Origin of the sequence: Roseovarius sp. MBR-78, assembly GCF_040547535.1 — a bacterium.
In the GTDB taxonomy this organism is placed as follows: domain Bacteria; phylum Pseudomonadota; class Alphaproteobacteria; order Rhodobacterales; family Rhodobacteraceae; genus Roseovarius.
Genome location: NZ_JBEPPX010000002.1, coordinates 256,859 through 279,880, shown reverse-complemented (window position 1 = coordinate 279,880; position 23,022 = coordinate 256,859). Strand labels below are relative to the sequence as shown.

Here is a 23,022-nt window from a genome sequence, read left to right as displayed (position 1 = left end):
ATCGTCGTGATGCCGATGGCCGGTGCCGGAATGTTCGGCATGAATTTCGGCATGATGGCCCCGATGATGACGTTGGTGCTGCATATCATCTTCGGTGCGGTTCTGGGCGCGGTGTTCCAGGCAAAGCGCGCCCCGGCTGCGGCCTGAAAACCCGCCGCGAGGGGCGATGCCTCTCGCGGCGTTCTGACGTTCCCGTGAGGTGGCGTGCGGGGGGTTCAAACCGCTCGGGCGATCCGGCAGTCACGGCACTGACACGCCGAATCTCTAAAGGATCAATATGGAAAGCATTTACTACGTTCTCTGCTGGGCCTGTCACCGCCGTTGTAAGCATTGCTATGAGTCACGCTTTCGCCCCTACGTGCGCGGTGCGTTGCAAAAAGTGGTGGAGGAGGCGCGCACGACCTTTCCGCAGGTGATTGACAGCCTGCCCGACGAGCTGAGCTATCTTGACCTCAACGCGCCCTCCGAGACCGCCCCCGGCGGATACGAGCGCCGGGCCAGCCGCATCATCCTTGCGGGCGGCGAGGTGCTGGTCGATCCGGTGCGCGAGGAGGTGCTCTATCCCGCGCTGGAGGCGATCCAGGCGAAATACGGCCCCCAAGGCGTGCGCGTGATCGTGCAGACCACCGGCGATCTGGTCACGCCGCAGATCGTGGACGAGTTGCTGGCGCGCGGGGTCTGGATGATCTCCTGCGCCGGGATGGACGATTTCCATGTCGGCCACGAGGGCGACAAGCGCGTGCCGCTCATCGACCGGCTGCGCGACATGTTTCATGCCGCAGGGATGCGCGACAGCGCGCTGGCCTCGACCACCCGCAACTGGGCCGATCAGACCGAGGATCAGCCGGTCTATTCCATGTTCGGCGCGACCGAGGATGCGTGGATCGGCAAGATCTGGCCGCGTGGGCGGGCCTGGGAAAACTCGCTGTCGAAGGCCGATATCACCGACAATTTCTGCAATGTCTGGTCGGGGGGGCTGGGGTTTCTCAACCGGAGCTACTCCGGGTCCGAGGTCTCGATCGATCCCAACGGCGATGTCTTTCCCTGCTGCCTCAAGACCGCCGCGCCCTTGGGTAATCTCTGCGAGGAGCGGCTGGACGATATCCTTGACAGTCTGGTGGGTCACCCGGCGCTGGAGGCGGTTTCAATGGGTCACCCCGAGCGGATGGGGTTGGCGCAGGGCTGGGATGTGGCACGGTTTCTTGACGAATCCCGCACGAAACGCCCCGATGGCGAACCCTATCGCAACCTCTGCATCGGCTGTGATCGCTATTTCGAGAAGGTTCTAGGGCCGGAATTGGAGCGCCTGCGCGCGGACCGGCTGGCGGCAAAGCGGGCGGCGGAATGACCGAAGCGGCTCCAGACCGGCGCGCCGCGCTTATCCCGGCGTTGATGGTGGCGCTCAAGGCTGCGGATCAGGCCCCCGGCCTGCCTGAGCTGATGCCCGATACTGGGCTGGCCCATGACCATATCCGCCTTGGCGGCACCCGGCGCATCGCGCGACTGCCCAAGCAGAGCCAAATGCAGCTTGGCGCGGCGGAAAACCTCGCCTATCAGGCCGCCTGTTTCACCCGCGCGAGCGCGTCGGGCCACGCGCCGCAGCTACATGCTGTGCTGCCGCCATCGGATGCGCTGCCGCGCGGCGGGCTGATCGTGGAAGAGATCGAGGGCCGCGCCGCGCGCCTGCCCGAAGACCTGCCCGCGATCATGGCGGCGCTGGCGGCGATCCACGCACTGCCGGTGCCCGATGCAGGCGCGCGCCCGCCGCTGCTTGATCCCGCCGATCCGCTGGCCGATCTGCTGACGGAAATCGAGGCGCAGGCCGAGCACCTGCCCGCCGCGCACCCCGACACTTGCACTATATTGGAAACGCATATCGCCGCGCTGCGCGACCTGAAAGCAAGCGCCGCGCGCCCGCCCAAGCGGCTTATTTCCTTTGACGCGCATCCTGGCAATTTCCTGATCAAGGCTGACGGTCGCGCCGTGCTGGTCGATCTGGAAAAGGCCCGCTACAGCGCGCCGCCGCTCGATCTGGCGCATGCAACGCTCTACACCTCGACCACCTGGGATGTGGCGAGCCACGCGGTGCTGGAGCCGCAAGAGGTGGCGCGCGCCTGTCATCATTGGCTCGATCATCTGCCCGAGGCCGACCGCGCCGCGCTGCGCCCGTGGATAGTGCCGCTGCGCCGCGCGATGTGGCTCTGGTCGATGACATGGTGCGCGAAATGGCGTGTGCTGTCCGGCGCGGGCGCGAAGGCGGACAGCGATGGCGAGGACTGGGCGGCGGATAACAGCGAGGCTGCGCTGATTGCCCATGTCCGGGGCCGCGTCGATCACTATCTCGCACCCGACACGGCGGCGCGGCTTGACTCCGAGTTCGGTCTGCTGGCCGATATTCTGTAACCTTCAACCCGACAGGAGACCCCCGATGATCCGATCCATGATGACTGCGCTGGCGGCCCTTGCCCTCGCCGCGCCGCTCGCCGCGCAAGAGGTCACGCCCGACCCCAAGGACTGGCCCGCCATCACCGAAGCAGCCGAGGGCCAGACCGTCTATTGGCACGCCTGGGGCGGCGGCAATGCCATCAATGACTATATCGCCTGGGCGGCAGACGAGGTAAAATCGCGCTACGGCGTCACCGTCGAGCATGTGAAGCTCAAGGACACCGCCGATGCCGTCAGCCGCGTCATCGCCGAGAAATCGGCGGGCAAGGACACGGGCGGGGCGGTCGATCTCATCTGGATCAACGGCGAGAATTTCGCGGCGATGAAGGAACAGGGGCTGCTCTTTGGTCCCTGGGCCGAGGATCTGCCCAACTGGCACTATGTCGATGTCGCGGGCAAACCCGCCGTGACCTCGGATTTCACCGTGCCGACCGAGGGGCTGGAGGCCCCCTGGGGCATGGCGCAGATCGTCTTTTACCATGATACTGCGCGGCTCTCGGAGCCGCCCCGCTCGATCCCCGCGCTGCTCGACTGGGCGCGCGCCAATCCGGGCCGCTTCGCCTATCCGCAGCCGCCTGATTTCCTCGGCTCCACCTTCCTCAAACAGGCGGTGATCGAACTCACCCCCGACCCAAGGGTGTTGCAAGAGCCGGTGAGCGAGGCAAGCTACGAGGCCGCCACCGCGCCGCTTTGGGACTATCTCGATGATCTCACGCCCAACCTGTGGCGCGGCGGCGCGGCCTATCCGCAATCGGGCCCCCGGCTCATTCAGCTCATGAACGATGGCGAGATCGACCTCGCGCTCAGCTTCAACCCCAACGAGCCGTCGAACGCGATTGCCAATTTCCAACTGCCCGAGACGGTGCGCACCTATGTGCTCGACGGCGGCACCATCGGCAATGCCAGCTTTGTCGCCATTCCCTATAATGCCAATGCCAAGGAGGGTGCGCTGGTGCTCGCCAATTTCCTGATGTCGCCCGAGGCGCAGGCGCGCAAATCCGACCCGGTGGTCTGGGGCAGTGGCACGGTTCTGGCGCTGGACAAGCTGAGCCCCGAGGATCGCGCGCGGTTTGACGCGATCGAGCTAGGCGTGGCGACGCTCTCGCCTGCAGAGCTGGGACAGTCGTTGCCCGAGCCGCATCCGTCGTGGATGGTGCGGCTGGAGCAGGACTGGACCGCCCGCTACGGCGCGGGCCAGTAACATGCGATGCGCGCCGACGCGGATGAACGAAGGTCCGCGCGGTGGGCAGATATACGCACGCAAACCGACTAGGAGACCCCGACATGATCCGACAGATGCTCATATCGCTGTCAGCGCTTGCGCTGGCCGCGCCGCTCGCCGCGCAAGAGGCGGTGCCCGACCCCAAGGACTGGCCCGCCGTGACCGAGGCGGCCAAGGGCCAGACCGTCTATTGGCACGCCTGGGCGGGGTGGAATTCCACCAATGATTACATCGCCTGGGTCGGCGAGCAGGTGTCCGAACGTTACGGCATCACCATTGAGCACGTAAAGCTCAAGGACACCGCCGATGCCGTGAGCCGCGTCATCGCCGAGAAATCGGCGGGCAAGGATGCGGGCGGCGCGGTTGACCTGATTTGGATCAACGGCGAAAATTTCGCGGCGATGAAGGAGCAGGGGCTGCTCTTTGGCCCCTGGGCCGAGGATCTGCCCAACTGGCAATATATCGACCCCGAGGAAAACCCCGCCGCCGTGTCCGATTTCACCGTGCCGACGGACGGGCTCGAATCGCCCTGGAGCCAGAGCCAGGTGGTGTTCTATTATGACACCGCGCGGGTTGATGCGCCGCCACGCTCCATGCCCGCGCTGGGCGAGTGGCTGCGCGAGAATCCGGGGCGTTTCGCCTATCCGCAGCCGCCCGATTTCCTTGGCACCACGTTTCTCAAGCAGGCCTTGCAGGAACTTGCCCCCGATCCGTCGGTGCTGGAACAGCCCGTGACCGAAGAGACCTATGCCAGCGCTACCGCGCCGCTCTGGGCGTGGCTTGATGACCTTACCCCCAATCTCTGGCGCGGCGGCGAGGCCTATCCGCAGACGGGGCCGCGGCTCATTCAGTTGATGAACGATGGCGAGATCGACCTTGCGCTCAGCTTCAACCCCAACGAGGCCTCGAATGCCATCGCCAATTTCGAGTTGCCCGACACGGTGCGCAGCTATGTGCTTGACGGGGGCACGATCAGCAATATCAGCTTCGTGGCGATCCCCTATAATGCCAGCGCCAAGGCGGGTGCGATGGTGGTGGCGAATTTCCTGATGTCGCCCGAGGCGCAGGCGAAAAAGGCCGACCCGGCGGTCTGGGGCAGCGGCACGGTGCTGTCGATGGACCGGCTCAGCCCCGAGGACCGCGCGCGGTTTGACGCGATCGAACGCGGCGTTGCGACCCTTGCGCCCGATGAGTTGGGCGCGACCATCCCGCAGCCGCCGCCCTCGTGGATGACCCGGCTGGAAGAGGACTGGATCGCGCGTTACGGCGTCGGTCAGTAAGCCCGCATGCGCGCCGCAGCCACCACCACCCCGCCACGCCCTGCGCGGCGGGGTCAATTCCTGCCCTGGGCACCGCTCCTGACGCTGGGGGTGATGCTGGGGCCGGTGCTGGCGGGGCTATTGGGCACGCTTGCGCCCGCGCTGGGCTATATGCCCGCGCTGGGCGGGGAGGGTATCAGCCTTGCGGCGTTCGATGCGCTTTTCGCCTGGCCCGGCCTGCCGCGCGCGGTGATGCTCAGCCTCGGGGTGGGGTTTGCCGCCACCGCGCTGTCGCTGATCATCGTCGTGCTGATTTGCGCCGGTTGGGCGGGCACGCGGACCTTTGGCGCGGTGGAGCGGCTCTTGTCGCCGCTTCTATCGGTGCCGCACGCGGCGGCGGCCTTTGGTTTGGCCTTCCTGATCGCGCCCTCGGGCTGGATCGCGCGCGCGCTCTCGCCCGGCGTCACGGGCTGGGCGCAGCCGCCTGATCTGTTGATCCTGCAAGACCCGGCGGGCCTTAGCCTCATCTTCGGGCTGGTCACCAAGGAGGTGCCGTTCCTTCTCTTGATGACGTTGGCGGCGCTGACGCAGGTGCGCCCCGGCCAGAGCCTGCGGCTGGCGCAGGCGCTGGGCTATGCCCGCGTCACCGGCTGGCTCAAGGTGATCTTTCCGCTGGTCTACCGGCAGATTCGCCTGCCGGTCTACGCGGTGCTCGCGTTTTCCATGTCGGTGGTGGATGTGGCGATCATCCTCGGCCCCAACACGCCACCGACGCTGGCGGTGCAGGTGGTGCGCTGGATGAGCGATCCCGATCTGGCGTTTCGGTTTCAGGCGGCGGCGGGGGCGGTGCTGCAACTGGGGCTGGTGCTGGTGGGGCTCGGTCTCTGGCGGCTGTTGGAAATCGCGGTGGCCCGCCTCGGGCGCGCGTGGATCGTGCGCGGCGCGCGCGGGCGGCGCGGCGGTGAACAGGCGGTGCGCATGGGCGCGCTGATCCTTGGCGGGCTGGCGGCGCTGGCGGTGATTGCGGGGCTGGCGGGACAGGTCATGTGGTCCTTTGCCGGGCTGTGGCAGTTTCCCGACCTGCTGCCCGATGGCTTTACCTTGCGCAATTGGGATCGCTTTGGTCCGCGCCTTGCCTGGCCGGTGGCCGAGACGCTGATCATCGCCGGGGCGGCGGTGGCGCTGGCGATGCTCCTGACACTGGCGAGCCTGGAGGCCGAGCACCGCCACGGGCTGCGCCCCGCGACGCGCGCGCTCTGGCTGCTTTACCTGCCGTTGATCGTGCCGCAGGTGGCGTTCCTGATGGGGTTTCAGACGCTGTCGATCCTGACGGGCGTCGATGGTGGGCGCGCGGCGGTGGTGCTGGCACATCTGGTTTTCGTGCTGCCCTATGTGTTCCTGTCGCTGTCCGATCCGTGGCGCGCCTGGGACCGGCGGCAGGATACCATCGCGCGCGCGCTGGGCGCGGGGCCGGATCGCGTGCTCTGGGCGGTGCGGTTGCCGATGCTGCTGCGGCCTTTGCTGATCGCGGCGGCGGTGGGGTTTGCGGTTTCCGTGGGCCAATACCTGCCGACGCTTCTGGTGGGCGCGGGGCGGGTGGCGACGCTGACCACCGAGGCGGTGGCGCTGGCCTCGGGCGGGGATCGGCGTGCGATCGGGGTCTATGCGCTGGCGCAGACGGCGGCGGCGTTCGCGCCTTTCGCGCTGGCGGTGCTGCTGCCACGGTTTGTGTGGCGCAACAGGAAGGGGATGCGTGATGGCTGAGGGGCTGCGCTTCGAACATCTGACGATTTCGCTGGGGGCTGACCGGCTCATCGCGCTCGATTGCACGGTGGGGCCGGGCGAGGTGCTGACGGTGATGGGGCCGTCGGGCTCGGGCAAATCGACGCTTCTGGCGGCGATCACCGGCACGCTCGATCCGGTGTTTGACATAACCGGCCGCATCCGGCTTGACGGGCGCGACCTGTCCGATCTGCCGACCGAGGCGCGGCGCATCGGCATCCTTTTTCAGGACGAATACCTGTTTCCGCATCTGTCGGTGGGGGCCAATCTCGCCTTTGGCCTGAAGCCCGAGGTGAAGGGCCGCAGCGCACGTCGCGCACGGATCGAGGCAGCGCTGGCGGAGGTGGAGCTTGCGGGTTTTGCCGGGCGCGACCCGGCGACGCTCTCGGGCGGGCAGCGGGCGCGGGTGGCGTTGCAACGGATGCTCTTGTCAGAGCCGCGCGCGCTTCTGCTCGACGAGGCATTCTCCAAGCTCGATACCGGGCTGCGGGCACAGGTCCGCGCGCTGGTGTTCGACACCGCCCGCCGCCGCGCCCTGCCGGTTCTGCAAGTCACCCACGACCATACGGATGCCGAGGCAGCGGGGGGCGAGGTGGTGACGGTGGGGTGAGGGTAAGCCGTCTGGCAAACGCCCCTGCGCGGAACAAGGCGTGCCCCGCACGCCGCCGCGCATCGCCGGGCCGCCCCCGGCACGGCGATTTGGCTGGCCCTGGCGCTACGCTTGCATGTTTTTCGGACGCGGAGAGATAAAGCACTGCTGCACATCGGTCGGATCGCCGCACCGCGGCCCGTCGATGCGCGGCTCTACGATACGACTGACAGTTAACCGATCTCGATACCTGTGTGCTGCGCAATCTTCTTCTTCAACAAGCCCACAGCAAGCGCTTTGAGAATCTCAAGGGTGGCGTTGCCGCCGGTGTCTGCAACCGCATCCTTGGTTTCCTGCCAGATACTCTCTGAACGAATGGCGTCCAAATAGTCGTGACCGGGGAATGTTATTCGAACGTCATCGGGAATTGCAGAACCAAGAGTGCCGAAATCTGTTTCGAGGAAGCCAGCCTGCTCGAGAAGTGCAATCTGATACTCATCCGCATCTACGAAGAAGCGATCACCGCGAGCTTCAAACCACCCAGAAGGATTCTCACCCGATTCAACGTGAAGAAGAATTTCACGCATTCGATCCAAGTCGCGCTTCGCCATTATCGCGACAAGCCGCCATGCAGCGTCGGCACATCGAGCGCGGCAAAGCCGTAATGCCGCAGCCAGCGCAGATCCGAGTCAAAGAACGCGCGCAGGTCGGGGATGCCGTATTTCAGCATGGCGATGCGGTCGATACCCATCCCAAAGGCAAAGCCCTGCCATTCGTTCGGGTCGATATTGCCGGCCTCCAGCACCTTTGGGTGCACCATGCCGCTCCCCAGAATCTCCAGCCAGTCATCGCCCTCACCCACCTTGAGCGTGCCGCCTTCCCAGCTACAGCGGATATCCACCTCCGCCGACGGCTCGGTGAACGGGAAATGCGAGGCGCGGAAGCGCAGATCGACGTGATCGACCTCGAAGAACGCCTTGACGAATTCCTCCAGCACCCATTTCAGGTTGGCCATCGAGATGTCGCGGTCGATCGCCAGCCCCTCGACCTGGTGAAACATCGGCGTATGCGTCTGGTCATAATCGGCGCGATAGACGCGGCCCGGTGCGATGATGCGCAAAGGCGCGCCCTCGGCCTGCATGGTGCGGATTTGCACCGGGCTGGTATGGGTCCGAAGCACATGCGGCGGCCGGTCGTCGCCCGCGTCGCGATGCATGTAGAACGTGTCCATCTCGGCGCGCGCGGGGTGGTGCGAGGGGATGTTGAGCGCGTCGAAATTATACCAGTCGCTTTCCACCTGCGGCCCCTCGGCCACGGCAAAGCCCATATCGGCAAAGATCGCCGTGACCTCCTCGGTCACCTGTGACACGGGGTGGATCGTGCCCTGACGCCGGTGCCGCGCGGGCAGCGTCACGTCAAGCCATTCGGCGCGCAACCGCTCGTCAAGCGCGGCATCGGCCAGCGCGGCACGCCGCGCGGCCAGCGCCGAATTGATCTCGTCCTTGAGCGCGTTGAGGCGCGGACCGGCCTCTTGCCGCTCTTCCGGGCTCATCCGGCCAAGCTCTCGCATGGCAAGGCTGATCTCGCCCTTCTTGCCGAGCGCCTGAACGCGCAGCGCCTCGATCGCGGTCTCGTCGCCCGCATCGGCAATGGCCTTCAGGTATGTCTCGCGCAGATCGCTCATGTTCGTCACCCCGATACTGTTACAGGCGGGTTAGCGCGCCCCGGCGCGGGGTGCAAGCGTCAGGGGCGGTGCTCGCCGTCGCCCGCGCGCTCGCGGAGCATCCCCTCCAGCCGCTCAAGCCGCGCCAGCACCTCGTCGCGATAGCTGTCGGTCTTTTCCGTATCCTCGGCATGGTGGGCGTCCTGCATCGAATTGACGATGAGACCCACCAGCAGGTTCACAACCGCGAAGGTGGTGACCATGATGAACGGCACGAAAAACGCCCAGGCCTGCGGATAGACCTCCATCACAGGGCGCACGATCCCCATCGACCAGGATTCCAGCGTCATGATCTGGAAGAGCGAATAGGCCGAGCGCCCCAGATCGCCGAACCAGTCGGGGAAGGCCGCGCCGAACAGCTTGGTCGCCATGACCGAGCCGATATAGAAGATCATCCCCATCAGCAGGAAGACCGAGCCCATGCCGGGCAGGGCGTTGACCAGCCCCTCGACCACGCGGCGCAGCGACGGGGCCACCGACACCACCCGCAACAACCGCAGGATGCGCAGCGCGCGCAGCACCGCCAATCCTTGGGTTGCCGGCACCAGCGAGATGCCCACGATCACGAAATCGAATATGTTCCAGCCACGGCGAAAGAACCCGGCGATGCCGCGCGCATAAAGCTTGGCCGCAATCTCGACCACGAAGATCGCAAGGCACAGACGGTCAAGCCCTATGATGAGCCCGCCTGCCTGCGCCATCACCGGATCGACCGTTTCCAGCCCGAGGATGACGGCGTTGAACAGGATTACCCCAAGGATGGTGTTCTGAAAGATCGTCGTGTCGAGGAACGCGCCGACGCGGCTGCGAAATGTCATGTTCTGCCCCTGCTGTGCCGCGCCTCATATGGGCGCGACTGCCCCCCGCCGCAAGCCGCCTTCAGCCCTGCGCGCGCCCCAGCATCCGGCCCAGCGGACGACCGCCCAGAATGTGCAGGTGATAATGCGGCACGTCCTGCACGCCATCGGCACCGGCATTGGCGATGCTGCGAAAGCCGCCTCCGCCATCGCCCGGCCCGACACCGGTGAGGCGGCATATCTCGGCCACGGCGCGGGTGAAATCGACGATCTCGGCATCGCTTGCCGCGCCCGCGAAATGCGCATGGTCCACGTAAGACCCCTTTGGGATCACCAGCACATGCACCGGCGCCTGTGGCTGGATATCCTCGAAGGCAAGCGTATGCTCGGTTTCCAGCACGGTCTTGTTGGGAATCTCGCCGCGCAGGATTTTTGCAAACACGTTCTGGTCGTCGTAAACATAGGCCATGAGGGCTCCTCAATCCGCGAAAAGATAGTCTATCTCGACGATTTCCTGCGCCTTTTCGGCGGGAATATCAAGAAACCGCGCCAGCGGGGCGGCATTCGCGCCGCGGTCGTCGCTCTCGCGCAGGATGGAATGGTTTTCGAACTCGGCATCGCGAATGCGGTCCTGTTCGTGGATGATATCGGCGCGGATCGTCGGCAGCAGGCGGTCGAGTGTCTCTTCGGGGGCCTGCTCGCCGGCGAGCCCGACACGCTGCGCGTGGCCAACAAGATATGCGTCGGGAAACTCGCATTGCACCTCGAGCAGCCGCGTCTTGACCCGGTCGCCGCAGAAATCCTGCAACAGGTCCATATTGGCCGGGTCCATGCAGATTAAAAGCCGGTCGGTCTCGTAATAATCAAACAGCATCCGCATCAGCGCGCGGCGGTGGCGCGTGCGCTTGCCAAGCGTGGCCTGGATACCACCAAGATCGGGCAGGGCGGCGCTTTCCTCGTTGAAGAGATATTCGAGCACGGGGATGTTGGTCATCTGCCGGATGCGCGCCACCAGCCGCTTGGCGACATGCCATTTCTTGCAGATCACGATCATCAATTCGCGATTGCGTCCGATGGTGCTCTCGACCTCCCAGAAGCGCGAGGAAAACCGCCGCCCCTCGCGCCCGCGCCCGGTCAGGAACTTGTAGAGATTGCGCCCCTCGTTCGAAATCTTGAACTGCACGGAATCGTTGCTGTAGAGCATGCCCAGCCGCCGCTTGAGCACCGTCGCCTCGGGGCTGATCTTGCGCGCGAAGAGGTAATCCTGCCCCAAAAGCATGTCGTAATGGTCGTTGTAGAACGTCACCGGCATCCCGTAATCGGTAAACATCAGAAAGGTGAGCGTGCGGGTCTCGATCTCTGTCTCGGTCACGAGATGGCGCACCAATGTCTGGAAAAACGTCTCGTCGGGAATCCATGTGGTGCGGAAGAACCGCATCACGTCGCGCCGGGTGCGGGTGAAATCGAGGATCCATTCCACCGTGCGGCGGCGCAGGCACCACCATTGGCTGCCGATCTGCACCTCGATATCGCGCGGAATGTCGCGCGTAAGGCGCAGTTTGCGTTGCAGGTTGAACGCGGCGTAGAATCGCTTGGTCTGGGTGCGCTCGTTGAAGAAGTGGCGGTAGATGAGCCGCTCTTCCTTCATCCCGGTCTTGATCCAGTCGCTTTTGAAATAGTCGAAACTCTCGATGTAATCGACATCGCGGGCGTCGAGAAATTCATGCGCATGGCGCGACGACTTGATCGGCGCGCAATCGCCCGAGAGCATGTAGAAATGCGTCGCGCGCGGGAAGGCACCCACCGCCGCCTCCACCGCGTAAAGCGTTGCCTGCACCAGCGACCACTCGCCCCAGCCGCATTTGAGCCTGCGCCCGGCGAACACGACGTTGGGGTTGTCCGCCAGCCCCTCGCGGATCTGTGCATGTGCCTCGGGCTTGGCGCGGGCGTCGAAATGGATGGCGATGTAATCGCCCGCCGCCGTGAGCATCCGCGCCTGCCGCACGATGGCCTCGGGGTCCTTGTGACACAGCAGGATGAAGGCGATTCGTGCCATTAAGGAAACGGTATCCTGTGATTTACGGGCATTGTTTACAGCATTAGCGATGAACGGGGGGTCAATAAACAGGCTTTCGTTGCTTTTTTGAAGAGGTTAGACAAGCTTGATGCATCAAGAAAACGAAAGGCGGAGCGATCATGGGCTTTCCGGGAACTTGGATGACCGAGAGCGAGAGCGTGGTCTACCGCGTGGTGCCCAAATGCGCCTGCTCCACCATCGGCCAGATCATGTATTACTCCGATCATGGCGAATTCTTTGACGGCGACATCCACGATGCCACCTCGGGGATGCACAAATGGGCCATCGAGGACAGCCAGAAGATCATCACGGCCAATGTCCGCACGCATACGAGCTATGCCTTCACCTGCGTGCGCAACCCCTATACGCGTATCCTGTCGTCGTTTTTCGACAAGATCTGCGGCATTCAGCGCAACGGGCGGCGCTATCGCGGCAAGCTGGTGCCGACGATCATCCAGAAATACGGCATCGAGGTCGGCGGCGAGGACGGCAAGGAGGAGTTCGACCAGATCCGCAGCTTTCGCCGCTTTTTGCTCTTCGCCCGCGACACAATCCGCTGGAAACGCCCGATGGAGCCCGATATCCACTGGTCTGCCATGTCGGGCCATGTCTCGACCTTCATCGTCAACGGCGGCCGCTACGACAAGATTTTCTGGACCGAGAAATTCAACGACGGCATGGGCGAGGTGCTCGCGGCGATCAACACGCGCCACAAGGTTGATCTGACGAAAATCCCCCGCTTCAACGAATCCGAGGGCCACGGGCCAAAGCGCGCCCACCCGGTCGAGGCGTATTTCGACGATCTCGCTATGCATCTGGTCTACGAGATCTACAAGCGCGATTTCGAGGTGTTCAAATACGATTTCGAGAACCCCGCCAACAAACTGCCGGTGGCCGAGATCGACCTTGACGAGGTCCACGCCAAGCTGGGCGAGTAGCGGGGCGGGGTTGCATTTCCCCGCGACTCGGCTATACGCCCTGCCAGACATGCGCGTGATGCCCGCTTTTTGAGGCAAGAGCCGAGGCCCCCGGAACGGCGGGGCAGGATCGGGTATCTGTGCAACCAGACATTGACAGACCCGAGAAAGGTTCACATCGACATGGCAAATACGATCCAGTCCAAGAAGCGCGCCCGCCAGAACGAGAAGCGTTATGCCGTCAACAAGGCACGCCGCTCGCGTATCCGCACCTATCTGCGCAAGCTCGAAGAGGCGATCGCCTCGGGCGACAAGGAGGCCGCAACCCTCGCCCTGCGCGCCGCCCAGCCCGAGCTTATGCGCGGCGTGACCAAGGGCGTGTTTCACAAGAACACCGCCGCGCGCAAGATGTCGCGGCTCTCGGCGCGGGTGAAGTCGCTGGGCTGATTGCCGTCGCACCTCGCAGGTGTATGAAAAAAAACGGGCATCGCCAGATGGCGGTGCCCGTTCGCGTTGTGGCCGGTTGCCTCGGCCAGAGATTCTTTTCCGGCCCCGGCCCTGTCAAGCGCATTGATGAGTTGTCGGACCGCGCAAAGCGTTGCTACCTTCACGAGGCGATTCACGCTTGGGGGGACAGGCCATCGCAAGTCAGGGGCAGGTATACTGCCCCGGCTCGCTCCACGAGGGGGTTTATCCTCTCTGGTTCTGTCTAGATGCATTTGATGGAGAGACTCTCGCGGCTTTGGGACGGGCCGTTACAAAGGGGTTTTCCAGCAATATGCAGTGTGCAGGGGTATCAGTGTATGGTGTCGGTCTGTGACCGGCGTCGTAATGCTATCTTTGTCCTCTTTCGTGACTTGCCGATTTGGGCCTGTCGTCGGGCATGTATCCGGGCGGCATAGATAAGAGCGGCGGAACGGGACATATGACACGAGAGCAGTGGGGCGAGCTTAAACAGCAGATCAGGCAGGCAGTCGGGCAGAACAAGTTTCGCAACTGGATAGAGCCGCTCGAATTTACCGGGGCGTCCGACGGGGTGGTAACCCTCGCGGTACCGACACGGTTCATCGGCAATTACGTGGCGCAGCATTTCGGCGACATGATCCTTTACAAGATGTCGCGGGTGAATCCCGATCTGCGCAAGCTCGATTTCCAGGTCGCGGCCAATGTCGCGGCGGTGCCGGGCCGTGCAGAGACGCCCAAACCCGCCCAACCGGCGCGCGCCGCGCGCGGCGACAGCCCGCTGCATTCCGCGCCGCTCGACGACCGCTTTCGCTTCGAGACCTTTGTTGTCGGCAAGCCGAACCAACTGGCCCATGCCGCCGCCCGCCGCGTGGCAGAGGGTGGCGAGACCACCTTCAACCCGCTGTTTCTCTATGGCGGGGTGGGGCTGGGCAAGACCCACCTGATGCACGCCATCGCCTGGGAATTGACGCAGAAGCAGCCCGAGATGACCGTGCTCTACCTCTCGGCAGAGCAGTTCATGTATCGCTTCGTGCAGGCGCTGCGCGACCGCAAGATCATGGATTTCAAGCAGATGTTCCGCTCGGTCGATGTGCTGATGGTCGATGACGTGCAGTTCATCGCCGGCAAGGACAGCACGCAGGAGGAATTCTTTCACACCTTCAATGCGCTGGTGGACCAGAACAAGCAGATCGTCATTTCCGCCGATTGCGCCCCCGGAGAGATCGCGCGGCTGGAGGACCGGATCAAGTCGCGGCTGCAATGCGGCCTTGTGGTGGACCTGCACCCGACCGATTACGAATTGCGCCTCGGCGTGCTCCAGAACCGGGTGGAGCGCTACCGCGCGCAAAACCCCGACCTGGTGATCGAGGCGGGCGTGCTCGAATTTCTTGCCCATCGCATCAACACCAATGTGCGCGTGCTCGAAGGCTCGCTCACCCGGCTGTTTGCCTTTGCCTCGCTGGTGGGCAAGCCGATCACGCTGGAATTGACGCAGGATTGCCTTGCCGACATGCTGCGCAGCTTCGAGCGCAAGGTTTCGGTCGAGGAAATCAAGCGCAAGGTGGCCGATCACTACAATATCCGCCTGTCGGACCTTGTTGGCCCGAAACGCACCCGCTGTTTCGCGCGGCCACGGCAGGTGGCGATGTATCTCAGCAAGCACCTGACCAGCCGTTCGCTGCCCGAGATCGGGCGCAGCTTTGGTGGGCGCGATCACACCACGATCATGCACGGGGTCAAGCGCATCGACGAGCTGCGCCTCAAGGATGCGCAGATCGCCGACGATATCGAGCTTCTGCGCCGCTCGCTCGAGGCATGAGCGGCCCCGCCGCGCGCCCTGCGCCCCTTGACGCAGGGGTAAATCCGGCTGAAAACGTCATAAATCGCTTGAGGCGGGGCCGGATTTCGCTACCGTGCCCTTCCCGGCGCAAGACCGGCACCTGACAGGAGCGAGGGCATGAAATTCAGCATCGAACGGGGCACGCTGCTCAAGGCGGTCGCGCAGGCGCAATCGGTGGTCGAGCGCCGCAACACGATCCCGATCCTCGCCAACGTCCTGATCGAGGCCGAAGGTGAGCGTGTGCAGTTCCGCGCCACCGATCTTGATATCGAGATCGTGGACAAGGCCATGGCACAGGTCGAGCGGGCCGGGGCGACGACCGTTTCGGCGGTGATGCTGCACGAGATCGTGCGCAAGCTGCCCGACGGCGCGCTTGTCACGCTCTCGGAAGATGCCACCTCGGGGCGGCTGACGGTGCAGGCAGGGCGGTCGAATTTCAACCTCGCGACGCTGCCCAAAGAGGACTTCCCGGTGATGGCCTCGGCGGAATATGCCAGCAACTTCTCGGCCCCCGCGCCGGTGCTGCGGCGGCTTTTCGACAAGTCGAAATTTGCCATCTCGACGGAAGAGACGCGCTATTACCTCAACGGGGTCTACATGCATGTGGCCGAGGCCGATGGCGGCCAGGTGTTGCGCTGCGTGGCAACCGACGGCCACCGCCTTGCCCGGATTGATGCGGACCTGCCCGAGGGGGCGGGCGACATGCCCGGCGTGATCGTGCCGCGCAAGACCGTGGGCGAATTGCGTAAACTGCTCGAAGACGATGAGATGAAGATCGCGGTCTCGGTCTCGGAGACCAAGATCCGCTTTGCCACCCCCGACATCACTTTGACATCGAAGGTGATTGACGGCACCTTCCCCGATTACACCCGCGTCATCCCGCAGGGCAACACGCGCCGGCTGGAGGTGGATGCCGCCGAGTTTGCACAGGCCGTGGACCGGGTTGCGACCGTCAGTTCCGAACGCTCGCGCGCGGTGAAGCTGTCGCTCGACGAGGATCGTCTGATCCTGTCGGTCAACGCCCCCGACAGCGGTGCCGCCGAGGAAGAGCTTGCCGTGGCTTATGGCGACGAGCGGTTGGAGATCGGCTTCAACGCCAAATACCTGCTGGAAATCGCCAGCCAGGTGGACCGCGAGAACGCCGTGTTCCTGTTCAACTCCTCGGGCGATCCCACGCTGATGCGCGAGGGCAATGACACGACGGCGGTTTATGTCGTCATGCCGATGCGGGTGTGACATCTGTCGGAGCCTCCGGCGGGAATATTTTTGGCAAGATGAAAGGGCCGTGAATGCCCGGCCTTCACCTGTCAGAGCTGACCCTCTCGCATTTCCGCTCGCATAAATCGGCGCGGCTTGCGCTTGATGCCCGGCCCGTCGCGATCTTTGGCCCCAATGGCGCGGGCAAGACCAACCTGATCGAGGCGGTCTCGCTTCTGTCGCCGGGGCGGGGCTTGCGGCGGGCGGCGGCGCAGGACATGGCGCGGCGGCCCGAGGCGCTGGGATGGAAGGTGACCGCGATCCTTCAGTCGCTTCATCAGGTGCACGAGGTGGCGATCTGGTCCGAGGAAGGCGGCGCGCGGCAGGTGCGCATCGACGATAAATCCGCGACGCAGCTTGCGCTTGGCCGCATCATTCGCGTGCTCTGGCTCATTCCGGCGATGGACCGGCTCTGGATCGAGGGGGCCGAGGGGCGGCGGCGGTTTCTGGATCGCCTGACCATGAGTTTCTTGCCGGGCCATGCCGAGGCCACGCTCACCTTCGAGAAGGCCATGCGCGAGCGCAATCGCCTGCTCAAGGATCAGGTGCGCGACGCGCATTGGTATCTCGCGCTGGAGCGGCAGATGGCCGAGAGCGGCGCGGAAATCCACGCCAACCGGCAACAGGCGCTCGCGCTCATCATGGGGGCGCAGATGCAGGCCGAGACCGCCTTTCCCGCCGCCGATCTGGAGCTGACGCAGACTGAGGGCGCGATGCCCGAGGGCGCGGATGACCTGCGCGAGGCGCTGGCCGAGAGCCGGTTTCGCGATCTGGTGGCCGGGCGCACCCTGATCGGCCCGCATCGCGCCGACCTCTATGGTGTCTATGCCGCCAAGGGCGTGCCTGCAGCCGACTGTTCGACCGGCGAGCAAAAGGCGCTTCTGGTCTCGCTCATCCTCGCCAATGCCCGCGCGCTGGCGCGCGATTTCGGCGCGCCGCCGATCCTGTTGCTCGACGAAGTGGCGGCGCATCTTGACGCCACCCGCCGCGCCGCGCTCTATGACGAAATCTGCGCGCTCGGCGCGCAGGCATGGATGACCGGCACCGGGCCGGAACTGTTTTCTGAGTTGGGCGCGCGTGCCCAGCATATCCACGTCACCGAAAACGATGGCACCAGCCGGATCGAGCACCTCACCCCATGACCATCGCCCCTTTCGATCTCATGCTTTACGCCGCTGCGATAGCGGGGCTTTGGGCTGTGCCGGGGCCGGTCTGGGTGGCGCTCACGGCGCGGGCGCTCTCGGGCGGGATGGCGGGGGCCTGGCCCTTGGCGGTGGGGGTGGCATTGGGCGATCTGATCTGGCCGCTTTGCGCGATCCTCGGGCTCGCCTGGGTGCTGTCGGTCTATGGCGATGCGCTGGAAGCGCTGCGCTGGGTCGCGGCGGGGGTGTTTATCGTGATGGGCGTGATCCTGATCCGCACCCCGGCGCGCGTGCCCGGTGCCGACAGCCGCATGACCCGCCCCGGCATCTGGGCCGGGTTCTCGGTCGGTATGGCGGCGGTGATCGGCAATCCCAAGGCGATCCTCTTCTATATGGGGTTCCTGCCGGGCTTTTTTGATCTCTCAACCGTCACCGTGCCCGACATCGCCGCGATCCTTGCCGTATCGGCTACCGTGCCGATGCTGGGCAACCTTGGGCTTGCGTTTTTTCTCGATCGCGCGCGGCGTCTGTTGCAAAGCCCCAAGGCAATTGCGCGGCTCAATACCGGCTCTGGCGCGCTGCTGATTCTGGTGGGGCTGGTCATTCCCTTCACCTGAGCGCGAGAGACCGCAAAATGTTGCGGTTGGGCGTGACATTGCCCCCAATAAAACGTATAAAATCACAAAAATACGAAGGAACTCACGCATGTCCGAACCCGCCATCGTGCCCGAAGAATACGGCGCCGATTCCATCAAGGTTCTCAAAGGGTTGGAGGCGGTGCGCAAGCGCCCCGGCATGTATATCGGCGATACCGATGACGGCTCTGGCCTGCACCATATGGTCTACGAGGTCGTCGATAACGGCATCGACGAGGCGCTGGCCGGTCATGCCGATGCCGTCAACGTCACCATCCATGCCGATTCCAGTGTGTCGGTGAGCGATAATGGCCGGGGCATCCCGACCGATATCCACGAAGGCGAAGGCGTGTCCGCCGCCGAGGTCATCATGACCCAACTGCACGCAGGCGGCAAATTCGACCAGAATTCCTACAAGGTTTCGGGTGGTCTGCACGGGGTTGGCGTGTCGGTCGTCAACGCGCTGTCCGACTGGCTCGAACTCCGCATCTGGCGAAATGGCAAGGAACATCTCGCCCGCTTCGAGGGTGGCTTTACCGTGGAGCCGCTGCGCGTCGTGGGAGATGCAGGGGGCCGCAAGGGCACCGAGGTGCGCTTTCTCGCCTCGACCGAGACATTTTCCAACCTCGAATACAGCTTCGAGATACTGGAACGCCGCCTGCGCGAGCTGGCTTTTCTCAATTCCGGCGTGCGCATCATCCTGCGCGACGAACGCCCCGCAGAGCCGCTGACCTCGGAATTGTTCTACGAAGGTGGGGTCAAGGAATTCGTCAAATATCTCGACCGCCACAAGACCCCGATGATGCCGGAGCCGATCTTTATCATCGGCGAGCGCGAGGGGATCACCGTCGAGGTGGCGATGTGGTGGAACGACAGCTATCACGAGACGGTGCTGCCGTTTACCAACAACATCCCGCAGCGCGATGGCGGCACCCATATGGCGGGGTTTCGCGGCGCGCTGACCCGGACCATCAACACCTATGCCCAGACCACCGGGATCGCGAAAAAGGAAAAGGTGAGCTTTACCGGCGACGATGCCCGCGAGGGGCTCACTTGCGTGCTGTCGGTCAAGGTGCCCGATCCGAAATTCTCCAGCCAGACCAAGGACAAGCTGGTAAGCTCCGAGGTGCGGCCTGCGGTGGAAAACCTCGTGGGCGAAAAGCTTGGCGAATGGTTCGAGGAAAACCCCCAGGTCGCCAAGATCGTCGTCTCCAAGATCATCGAGGCCGCCCATGCCCGCGAGGCGGCGCGCAAGGCGCGCGATCTCACCCGCCGCAAGAACCCGATGGATGTCAATTTCCTCGCCGGGAAACTCAAGGATTGTTCATCCAAAGACCCGTCCAAGACCGAATTGTTCCTCGTCGAGGGCGATTCGGCGGGTGGCTCGGCGCAGACGGGCCGCGATCGCGGCACGCAGGCGGTGCTGCCGCTGCGCGGCAAGATCCTCAATGTCGAGCGCGCGCGGTTTGACCGGATGCTGGGCAGCCAGGAAATCGGCAATCTCGTCATGGCGCTTGGCACCGGCATTGGCCGGGATGAATTCGACATCTCGAAATTGCGCTACCACAAGATCGTCATCATGACCGATGCCGATGTCGATGGCGCGCATATCCGCACGCTGTTGCTCACCTTCTTCTACCGGCAGATGCCCGAATTGATCGAGGGCGGATACCTCTATATCGCGCAGCCGCCGCTCTACAAGGTGATGCGCGGCAAGTCCGAGGTCTATCTCAAGGATCACCCCTCGCTCGAGGATTACCTGATCGAGCAGGGTACCACCGATGCCGCGCTGCGTTTGGGATCGGGCGAGGAAATCGCCGGCCCCGATCTTGTGCGCGTGGTCGAGGAGGCGCGTGCCGCGCGGCGTATCCTCGAGGCGTTCCCCACCCATTATCCCCGCCACATCCTCGAACAGGCGGCGATTGCCGAGGCCTTTGTGCCCGGTCGTGTCGATAGCGACCTGCAAGGCGTGGCCGATACCGTCGCCGCCCGGCTCGACATGATTTCCAACGAATACGAGCGCGGATGGCAGGGCCGCCCGACGCAGGATCACGGGCTGCGCCTCAGCCGCACGGTGCGCGGCGTCGAAGAGCTGCGCACGCTCGACGGCCCGGTGCTGCGCGGCGGCGAGGCGCGCCGCCTGTCGCAGATGACGCAGGCCCTGCGCGACATCTACCGCGAGCGTGCCACGCTCTTGCGCAAGGACCGCTCGCAACCGATCTTTGGCCCGCTCGACCTGCTCGACGCGATCCTGAAAGAGGGGGAAAAGGGCCTCTCGCTGCAACGCTACAAGGGGCTGGGCGAGATGAACCCGGATCAGCTCTGGGAAACCACGCTCGACCCCGACGCGCGCACGCTTTTGCAGGTCAGGATCGACGACGTGGCCGAGGCCGACGACCTCTTTACCAAGCTGATGGGCGACGTGGTCGAGCCGCGCCGCGAGTTCATCCAGGAAAACGCGCTCAACGTCGCGAACCTCGATTTCTAGGGTCGTGCGGCTGGGCCGATACCGGCCCCAAGAAGTGACGGCATTCCTGCCCGCCACGTGATCCATGGCGGGCAGGCGCGGCGCTAGGGTGGCGGCGTTTTTTCGCCGCCGGGCGTCCCCTTTCAGGGGCTGTCGGGATTACTCGTCAAGCGCGCCGTGGACGGCCACGAGATCAAGCTCCGCCCCCTGCGGCTCGATCATGCGATAGCTTTCGCGCACGCCGGCTTCGGTCAATTCGCGCATCACCGTCAGCAGCGTGTTGGGGGCGTGATCCTCGCAGAGCGCCGCCATCTGCGCCACCTCGTCGCGCGCAACGGGCAGGGCAGCGTCGATATTTGGCGCGCCGTAGACCTCGACGAAATGCCGCGCGAGCGCCTGCGTTATCGCCTCGGCCTCGTCCGGTTCGATCTGCGTCACGGCGACAAAGCTCACGCGGCCAAAGGTCTCGGCCCCGAGCCAGCCATTGGCAAAGGCCTGCCGCGCCTTGCCCACCAGATCGCCCTCGCCCCAGTTGGAGAATTCGAACCCCCCCGACAGGCACCATTCACCGGTGCGCGCGGGGCTGTGAAAGACGCGCATGTCGCTTTCGTCGAAATGGATCGCGCGGGCGAGTTTCATTGCGAGGTCTCCAACAGGCTTGTGAGCGGGATAAGGCGCGTGGCATCGTCACCTGTGCGCAGAATCATACCGAAATCCTCGTCCACGCCAAGCCATGTGCCGGCCTCGCTGCCGTGCTCGAGCGGCTCGCCCATGCCCCAGGCAAGGCCGCGCCACGCCTCGTGGAGCGGGCGCACGCCCTCGTCCTCCCAGGCGTTGATCCAGACCAGTGTGTGCCGCGCCCAGGCTTCGAGCAGGGTGAGCGGGGCCACCTCGGCGCAGCCTTCCTCCAAAAGGGCGGTCTCGTCGGGGGTGTCGCCGGGGCGCGTGGTCTCTGGCATCAGGGGCACCTCCAGCCCCACCACCAGCCAGCCGGGCAGGGCCGCCGGATCGCTGCCGCCCGCCGCCACCCGCAAGCGCCCGCAGCGCGCGCCGTTGACGCGGATGCCGCCCGCCCATTCCAGATGCACCGCCACCTCGGGGGGGGCAAGCGCGCCAAGCGCGTTCTGAAACCCCACGCCGCAGGCAGGCAGCATCGCCATCGCCTGTGCTAGCGGCACCTCGGGGGCCATGACAAGCGCCGCCGCAAGGGTGCGTTCGGTGACATTATGCACCACCAGCCCCGCGTCGCAGCCCAGCGCCGCCATCGCGCGCGCCTTGTCGAAGGGCGCAATCGCGCCGGTCACCGCAAGGCTCGACATCAGCGGCGGAAAGCTGGGCGCGCTCATGCCACGCCCATGCCGACCAGATCGCGCGCCACCTGCCGGAACGCCTGTGCCTGCGGGCTGTCGGGCTTGGTCACCACGATGGGCGCGCCGCCATCCGAGGCGAGCCGGATATCGAGATGCAGCGGGATTTCCACCAAGAGCGGCACGCCCAGCCCGGCGGCCTCGGCCTTGACGCCGCCATGGCCAAAGATGTGTTCCTCATGCCCGCAATTGGAACAGATATGCGTGCTCATGTTCTCGATCATGCCCAGCACCGGCACCTTGAGTTGCTGGAACATGTCGATGCCCTTGCGCGCATCCAGAAGCGCCACATCCTGCGGTGTCGAGACGATGATCGCGCCGTCGATTTCGGTCTTTTGCGCCAGCGTCATCGACACGTCGCCGGTGCCCGGCGGCAGATCGACGATCAGCACATCAAGCGCGCCCCATTGCACCTGCATCAGCATCTGTTGCAGCGCGCCCATCAGCATCGGGCCGCGCCAGACCACGGCCTGACCCTCGTTCACCATCAGGCCGATCGACATCATGGTGACGCCGTGGTTGCGCAGCGGCAAGATGATCTTGCCATCGGGGCTGGCAGGGCGGCCCGACACGCCCAGCATCCGCGGCTGGCTTGGCCCGTAGACATCGGCGTCAAGCAGGCCCACCCGCCGCCCCTCGGCGGCCAGCGCGCAGGCGAGGTTGGCCGAGACGGTGGATTTGCCGACCCCGCCCTTGCCCGATGCGATGGCGATGATGTGATCGACGCCGGGCACGCGCTGCGGCCCTTTCGGCTCTGCCTTGCGGGCGGGTTTGAGGTCGGGCGGCTCCTTGGCGGAATGCGCGGTCAGCACCGCCGAAACCTTGGTTGCCCCCGCGCCCCGCGCCGCCGCCTCGGCGGCATCGCGCACCGGCTCGTAGGTCTTGGCGCGGGCCGGGTCGATTTCGAGCACGAAGCGCACGTCCGCGCCCTCGACATTGAGCGCGCGCACCACGCCCGCCGCCACGATATCTGACCCGCTCACCGGGTCGGTGATCTGTTTCAGCGCCTCAAGGACGCTCTCGCGTGTTACCGCCACT

Annotated in this window: 22 protein-coding genes; 14 read left to right on the top strand and 8 right to left on the bottom strand. The window is 64.8% G+C overall.

The window, feature by feature from the left end:
* Positions 1 to 9 precede the first annotated feature (9 nt).
* From ABIE58_RS02955 to ABIE58_RS02925, 7 genes are all read left to right on the top strand, one after another.
* Positions 10 to 147 (top strand): DUF6789 family protein, encoded by a 138-nt coding sequence (locus ABIE58_RS02955; RefSeq protein ID WP_354543198.1) that lies wholly within the window; start codon positions 10 to 12, stop codon positions 145 to 147.
* A gap of 235 nt (positions 148 to 382) precedes the next feature.
* A complete protein-coding gene (locus tag ABIE58_RS02950; RefSeq protein ID WP_354543185.1) occupies positions 383 to 1,348 on the top strand; it encodes an SPASM domain-containing protein in 966 nt (321 codons plus the stop codon).
* Positions 1,345 to 2,403 (top strand): aminoglycoside phosphotransferase/kinase family protein, encoded by a 1,059-nt coding sequence (locus ABIE58_RS02945; protein ID WP_354543184.1) that lies wholly within the window; start codon positions 1,345 to 1,347, stop codon positions 2,401 to 2,403. Before ABIE58_RS02950 ends, ABIE58_RS02945 begins: the two co-directional genes overlap by 4 nt.
* 40 nt (positions 2,404 to 2,443) lie before the next feature.
* Positions 2,444 to 3,646 (top strand): ABC transporter substrate-binding protein, encoded by a 1,203-nt coding sequence (locus tag ABIE58_RS02940; protein ID WP_354543197.1) that lies wholly within the window; start codon positions 2,444 to 2,446, stop codon positions 3,644 to 3,646.
* 83 nt (positions 3,647 to 3,729) lie between these two features.
* Positions 3,730 to 4,947 carry an ABC transporter substrate-binding protein gene (locus ABIE58_RS02935; protein WP_502950055.1) on the top strand — a complete coding sequence of 406 codons (1,218 nt, stop codon included), beginning with the start codon at positions 3,730 to 3,732 and terminating at the stop codon, positions 4,945 to 4,947.
* Positions 4,948 to 4,953: 6 nt separating this feature from the next.
* On the top strand, positions 4,954 to 6,690 hold the full coding sequence (locus ABIE58_RS02930; RefSeq protein ID WP_354543183.1) for an ABC transporter permease: 1,737 nt from the start codon (positions 4,954 to 4,956) through the stop codon (positions 6,688 to 6,690).
* A complete protein-coding gene (locus ABIE58_RS02925) occupies positions 6,683 to 7,318 on the top strand; it encodes an ATP-binding cassette domain-containing protein (RefSeq protein ID WP_354543182.1) in 636 nt (211 codons plus the stop codon). Before ABIE58_RS02930 ends, ABIE58_RS02925 begins: the two co-directional genes overlap by 8 nt.
* 212 nt (positions 7,319 to 7,530) lie before the next feature.
* On the opposite strand, the gene ABIE58_RS02920 is transcribed toward ABIE58_RS02925, so the two are convergent.
* From ABIE58_RS02920 to ABIE58_RS02900, 5 genes are all read right to left on the bottom strand, one after another.
* Positions 7,531 to 7,908: a DUF2513 domain-containing protein gene (locus ABIE58_RS02920; RefSeq protein ID WP_354543181.1), complete on the bottom strand. Its 378-nt coding sequence runs from the start codon at positions 7,906 to 7,908 to the stop codon at positions 7,531 to 7,533.
* Positions 7,908 to 8,981 (bottom strand): phenylalanine--tRNA ligase subunit alpha, encoded by a 1,074-nt coding sequence (gene pheS / locus ABIE58_RS02915; RefSeq protein ID WP_354543180.1) that lies wholly within the window; start codon positions 8,979 to 8,981, stop codon positions 7,908 to 7,910. The genes ABIE58_RS02920 and pheS overlap by 1 nt, the downstream gene beginning before the upstream one ends.
* Before the next feature lie 59 nt (positions 8,982 to 9,040).
* Complete coding sequence (locus ABIE58_RS02910) at positions 9,041 to 9,838, bottom strand: ion transporter (protein ID WP_354543179.1); 798 nt, start codon at positions 9,836 to 9,838, stop codon at positions 9,041 to 9,043.
* 61 nt (positions 9,839 to 9,899) lie between these two features.
* Complete coding sequence (locus tag ABIE58_RS02905) at positions 9,900 to 10,286, bottom strand: HIT domain-containing protein (protein ID WP_354543178.1); 387 nt, start codon at positions 10,284 to 10,286, stop codon at positions 9,900 to 9,902.
* Between the two features lie 9 nt (positions 10,287 to 10,295).
* Positions 10,296 to 11,873, bottom strand: coding sequence for a DUF5928 domain-containing protein (locus ABIE58_RS02900; protein ID WP_354543177.1), 1,578 nt, complete (start codon positions 11,871 to 11,873; stop codon positions 10,296 to 10,298).
* Positions 11,874 to 12,013: 140 nt separating this feature from the next.
* Between ABIE58_RS02900 and ABIE58_RS02895 the strand changes: the two genes are divergently transcribed.
* The 7 genes from ABIE58_RS02895 (at position 12,014) to gyrB (ending at position 20,638) form a co-directional block, all read left to right on the top strand.
* Positions 12,014 to 12,832: a sulfotransferase family protein gene (locus ABIE58_RS02895; RefSeq protein WP_354543176.1), complete on the top strand. Its 819-nt coding sequence runs from the start codon at positions 12,014 to 12,016 to the stop codon at positions 12,830 to 12,832.
* Positions 12,833 to 12,994: 162 nt separating this feature from the next.
* A complete protein-coding gene (gene rpsT, locus ABIE58_RS02890; protein WP_354543175.1) occupies positions 12,995 to 13,258 on the top strand; it encodes a 30S ribosomal protein S20 in 264 nt (87 codons plus the stop codon).
* 478 nt (positions 13,259 to 13,736) lie between these two features.
* A complete protein-coding gene (dnaA, locus tag ABIE58_RS02885) occupies positions 13,737 to 15,095 on the top strand; it encodes a chromosomal replication initiator protein DnaA (protein WP_354543174.1) in 1,359 nt (452 codons plus the stop codon).
* A 138-nt stretch (positions 15,096 to 15,233) separates the two neighbouring features.
* A complete protein-coding gene (gene dnaN, locus ABIE58_RS02880) occupies positions 15,234 to 16,352 on the top strand; it encodes a DNA polymerase III subunit beta (RefSeq protein ID WP_354543173.1) in 1,119 nt (372 codons plus the stop codon).
* A 53-nt stretch (positions 16,353 to 16,405) separates the two neighbouring features.
* Complete coding sequence (gene recF, locus ABIE58_RS02875) at positions 16,406 to 17,515, top strand: DNA replication/repair protein RecF (RefSeq protein WP_354543172.1); 1,110 nt, start codon at positions 16,406 to 16,408, stop codon at positions 17,513 to 17,515.
* Positions 17,512 to 18,132, top strand: a complete 621-nt coding sequence (locus tag ABIE58_RS02870) for a LysE family translocator (protein WP_354543171.1) — start codon at positions 17,512 to 17,514, stop codon at positions 18,130 to 18,132. The genes recF and ABIE58_RS02870 overlap by 4 nt, the downstream gene beginning before the upstream one ends.
* A gap of 88 nt (positions 18,133 to 18,220) precedes the next feature.
* Positions 18,221 to 20,638, top strand: a complete 2,418-nt coding sequence (gyrB, locus tag ABIE58_RS02865) for a DNA topoisomerase (ATP-hydrolyzing) subunit B (RefSeq protein WP_354543170.1) — start codon at positions 18,221 to 18,223, stop codon at positions 20,636 to 20,638.
* Between the two features lie 138 nt (positions 20,639 to 20,776).
* On the opposite strand, the gene ABIE58_RS02860 is transcribed toward gyrB, so the two are convergent.
* From ABIE58_RS02860 to ABIE58_RS02850, 3 genes are read right to left on the bottom strand one after another with little or no spacing between them, the layout of a single operon-like run.
* Positions 20,777 to 21,256 (bottom strand): DUF6505 family protein, encoded by a 480-nt coding sequence (locus ABIE58_RS02860; RefSeq protein ID WP_354543169.1) that lies wholly within the window; start codon positions 21,254 to 21,256, stop codon positions 20,777 to 20,779.
* The gene (locus ABIE58_RS02855; RefSeq protein ID WP_354543168.1) at positions 21,253 to 21,963 is read right to left on the bottom strand and encodes a biotin/lipoate--protein ligase family protein; all 711 of its coding nucleotides are present in this window, start codon (positions 21,961 to 21,963) and stop codon (positions 21,253 to 21,255) included. The genes ABIE58_RS02860 and ABIE58_RS02855 overlap by 4 nt, the downstream gene beginning before the upstream one ends.
* Complete coding sequence (locus tag ABIE58_RS02850) at positions 21,960 to 23,021, bottom strand: Mrp/NBP35 family ATP-binding protein (RefSeq protein ID WP_354543167.1); 1,062 nt, start codon at positions 23,019 to 23,021, stop codon at positions 21,960 to 21,962. The genes ABIE58_RS02855 and ABIE58_RS02850 overlap by 4 nt, the downstream gene beginning before the upstream one ends.
* Between the last annotated feature and the right edge of the window lies 1 nt (position 23,022).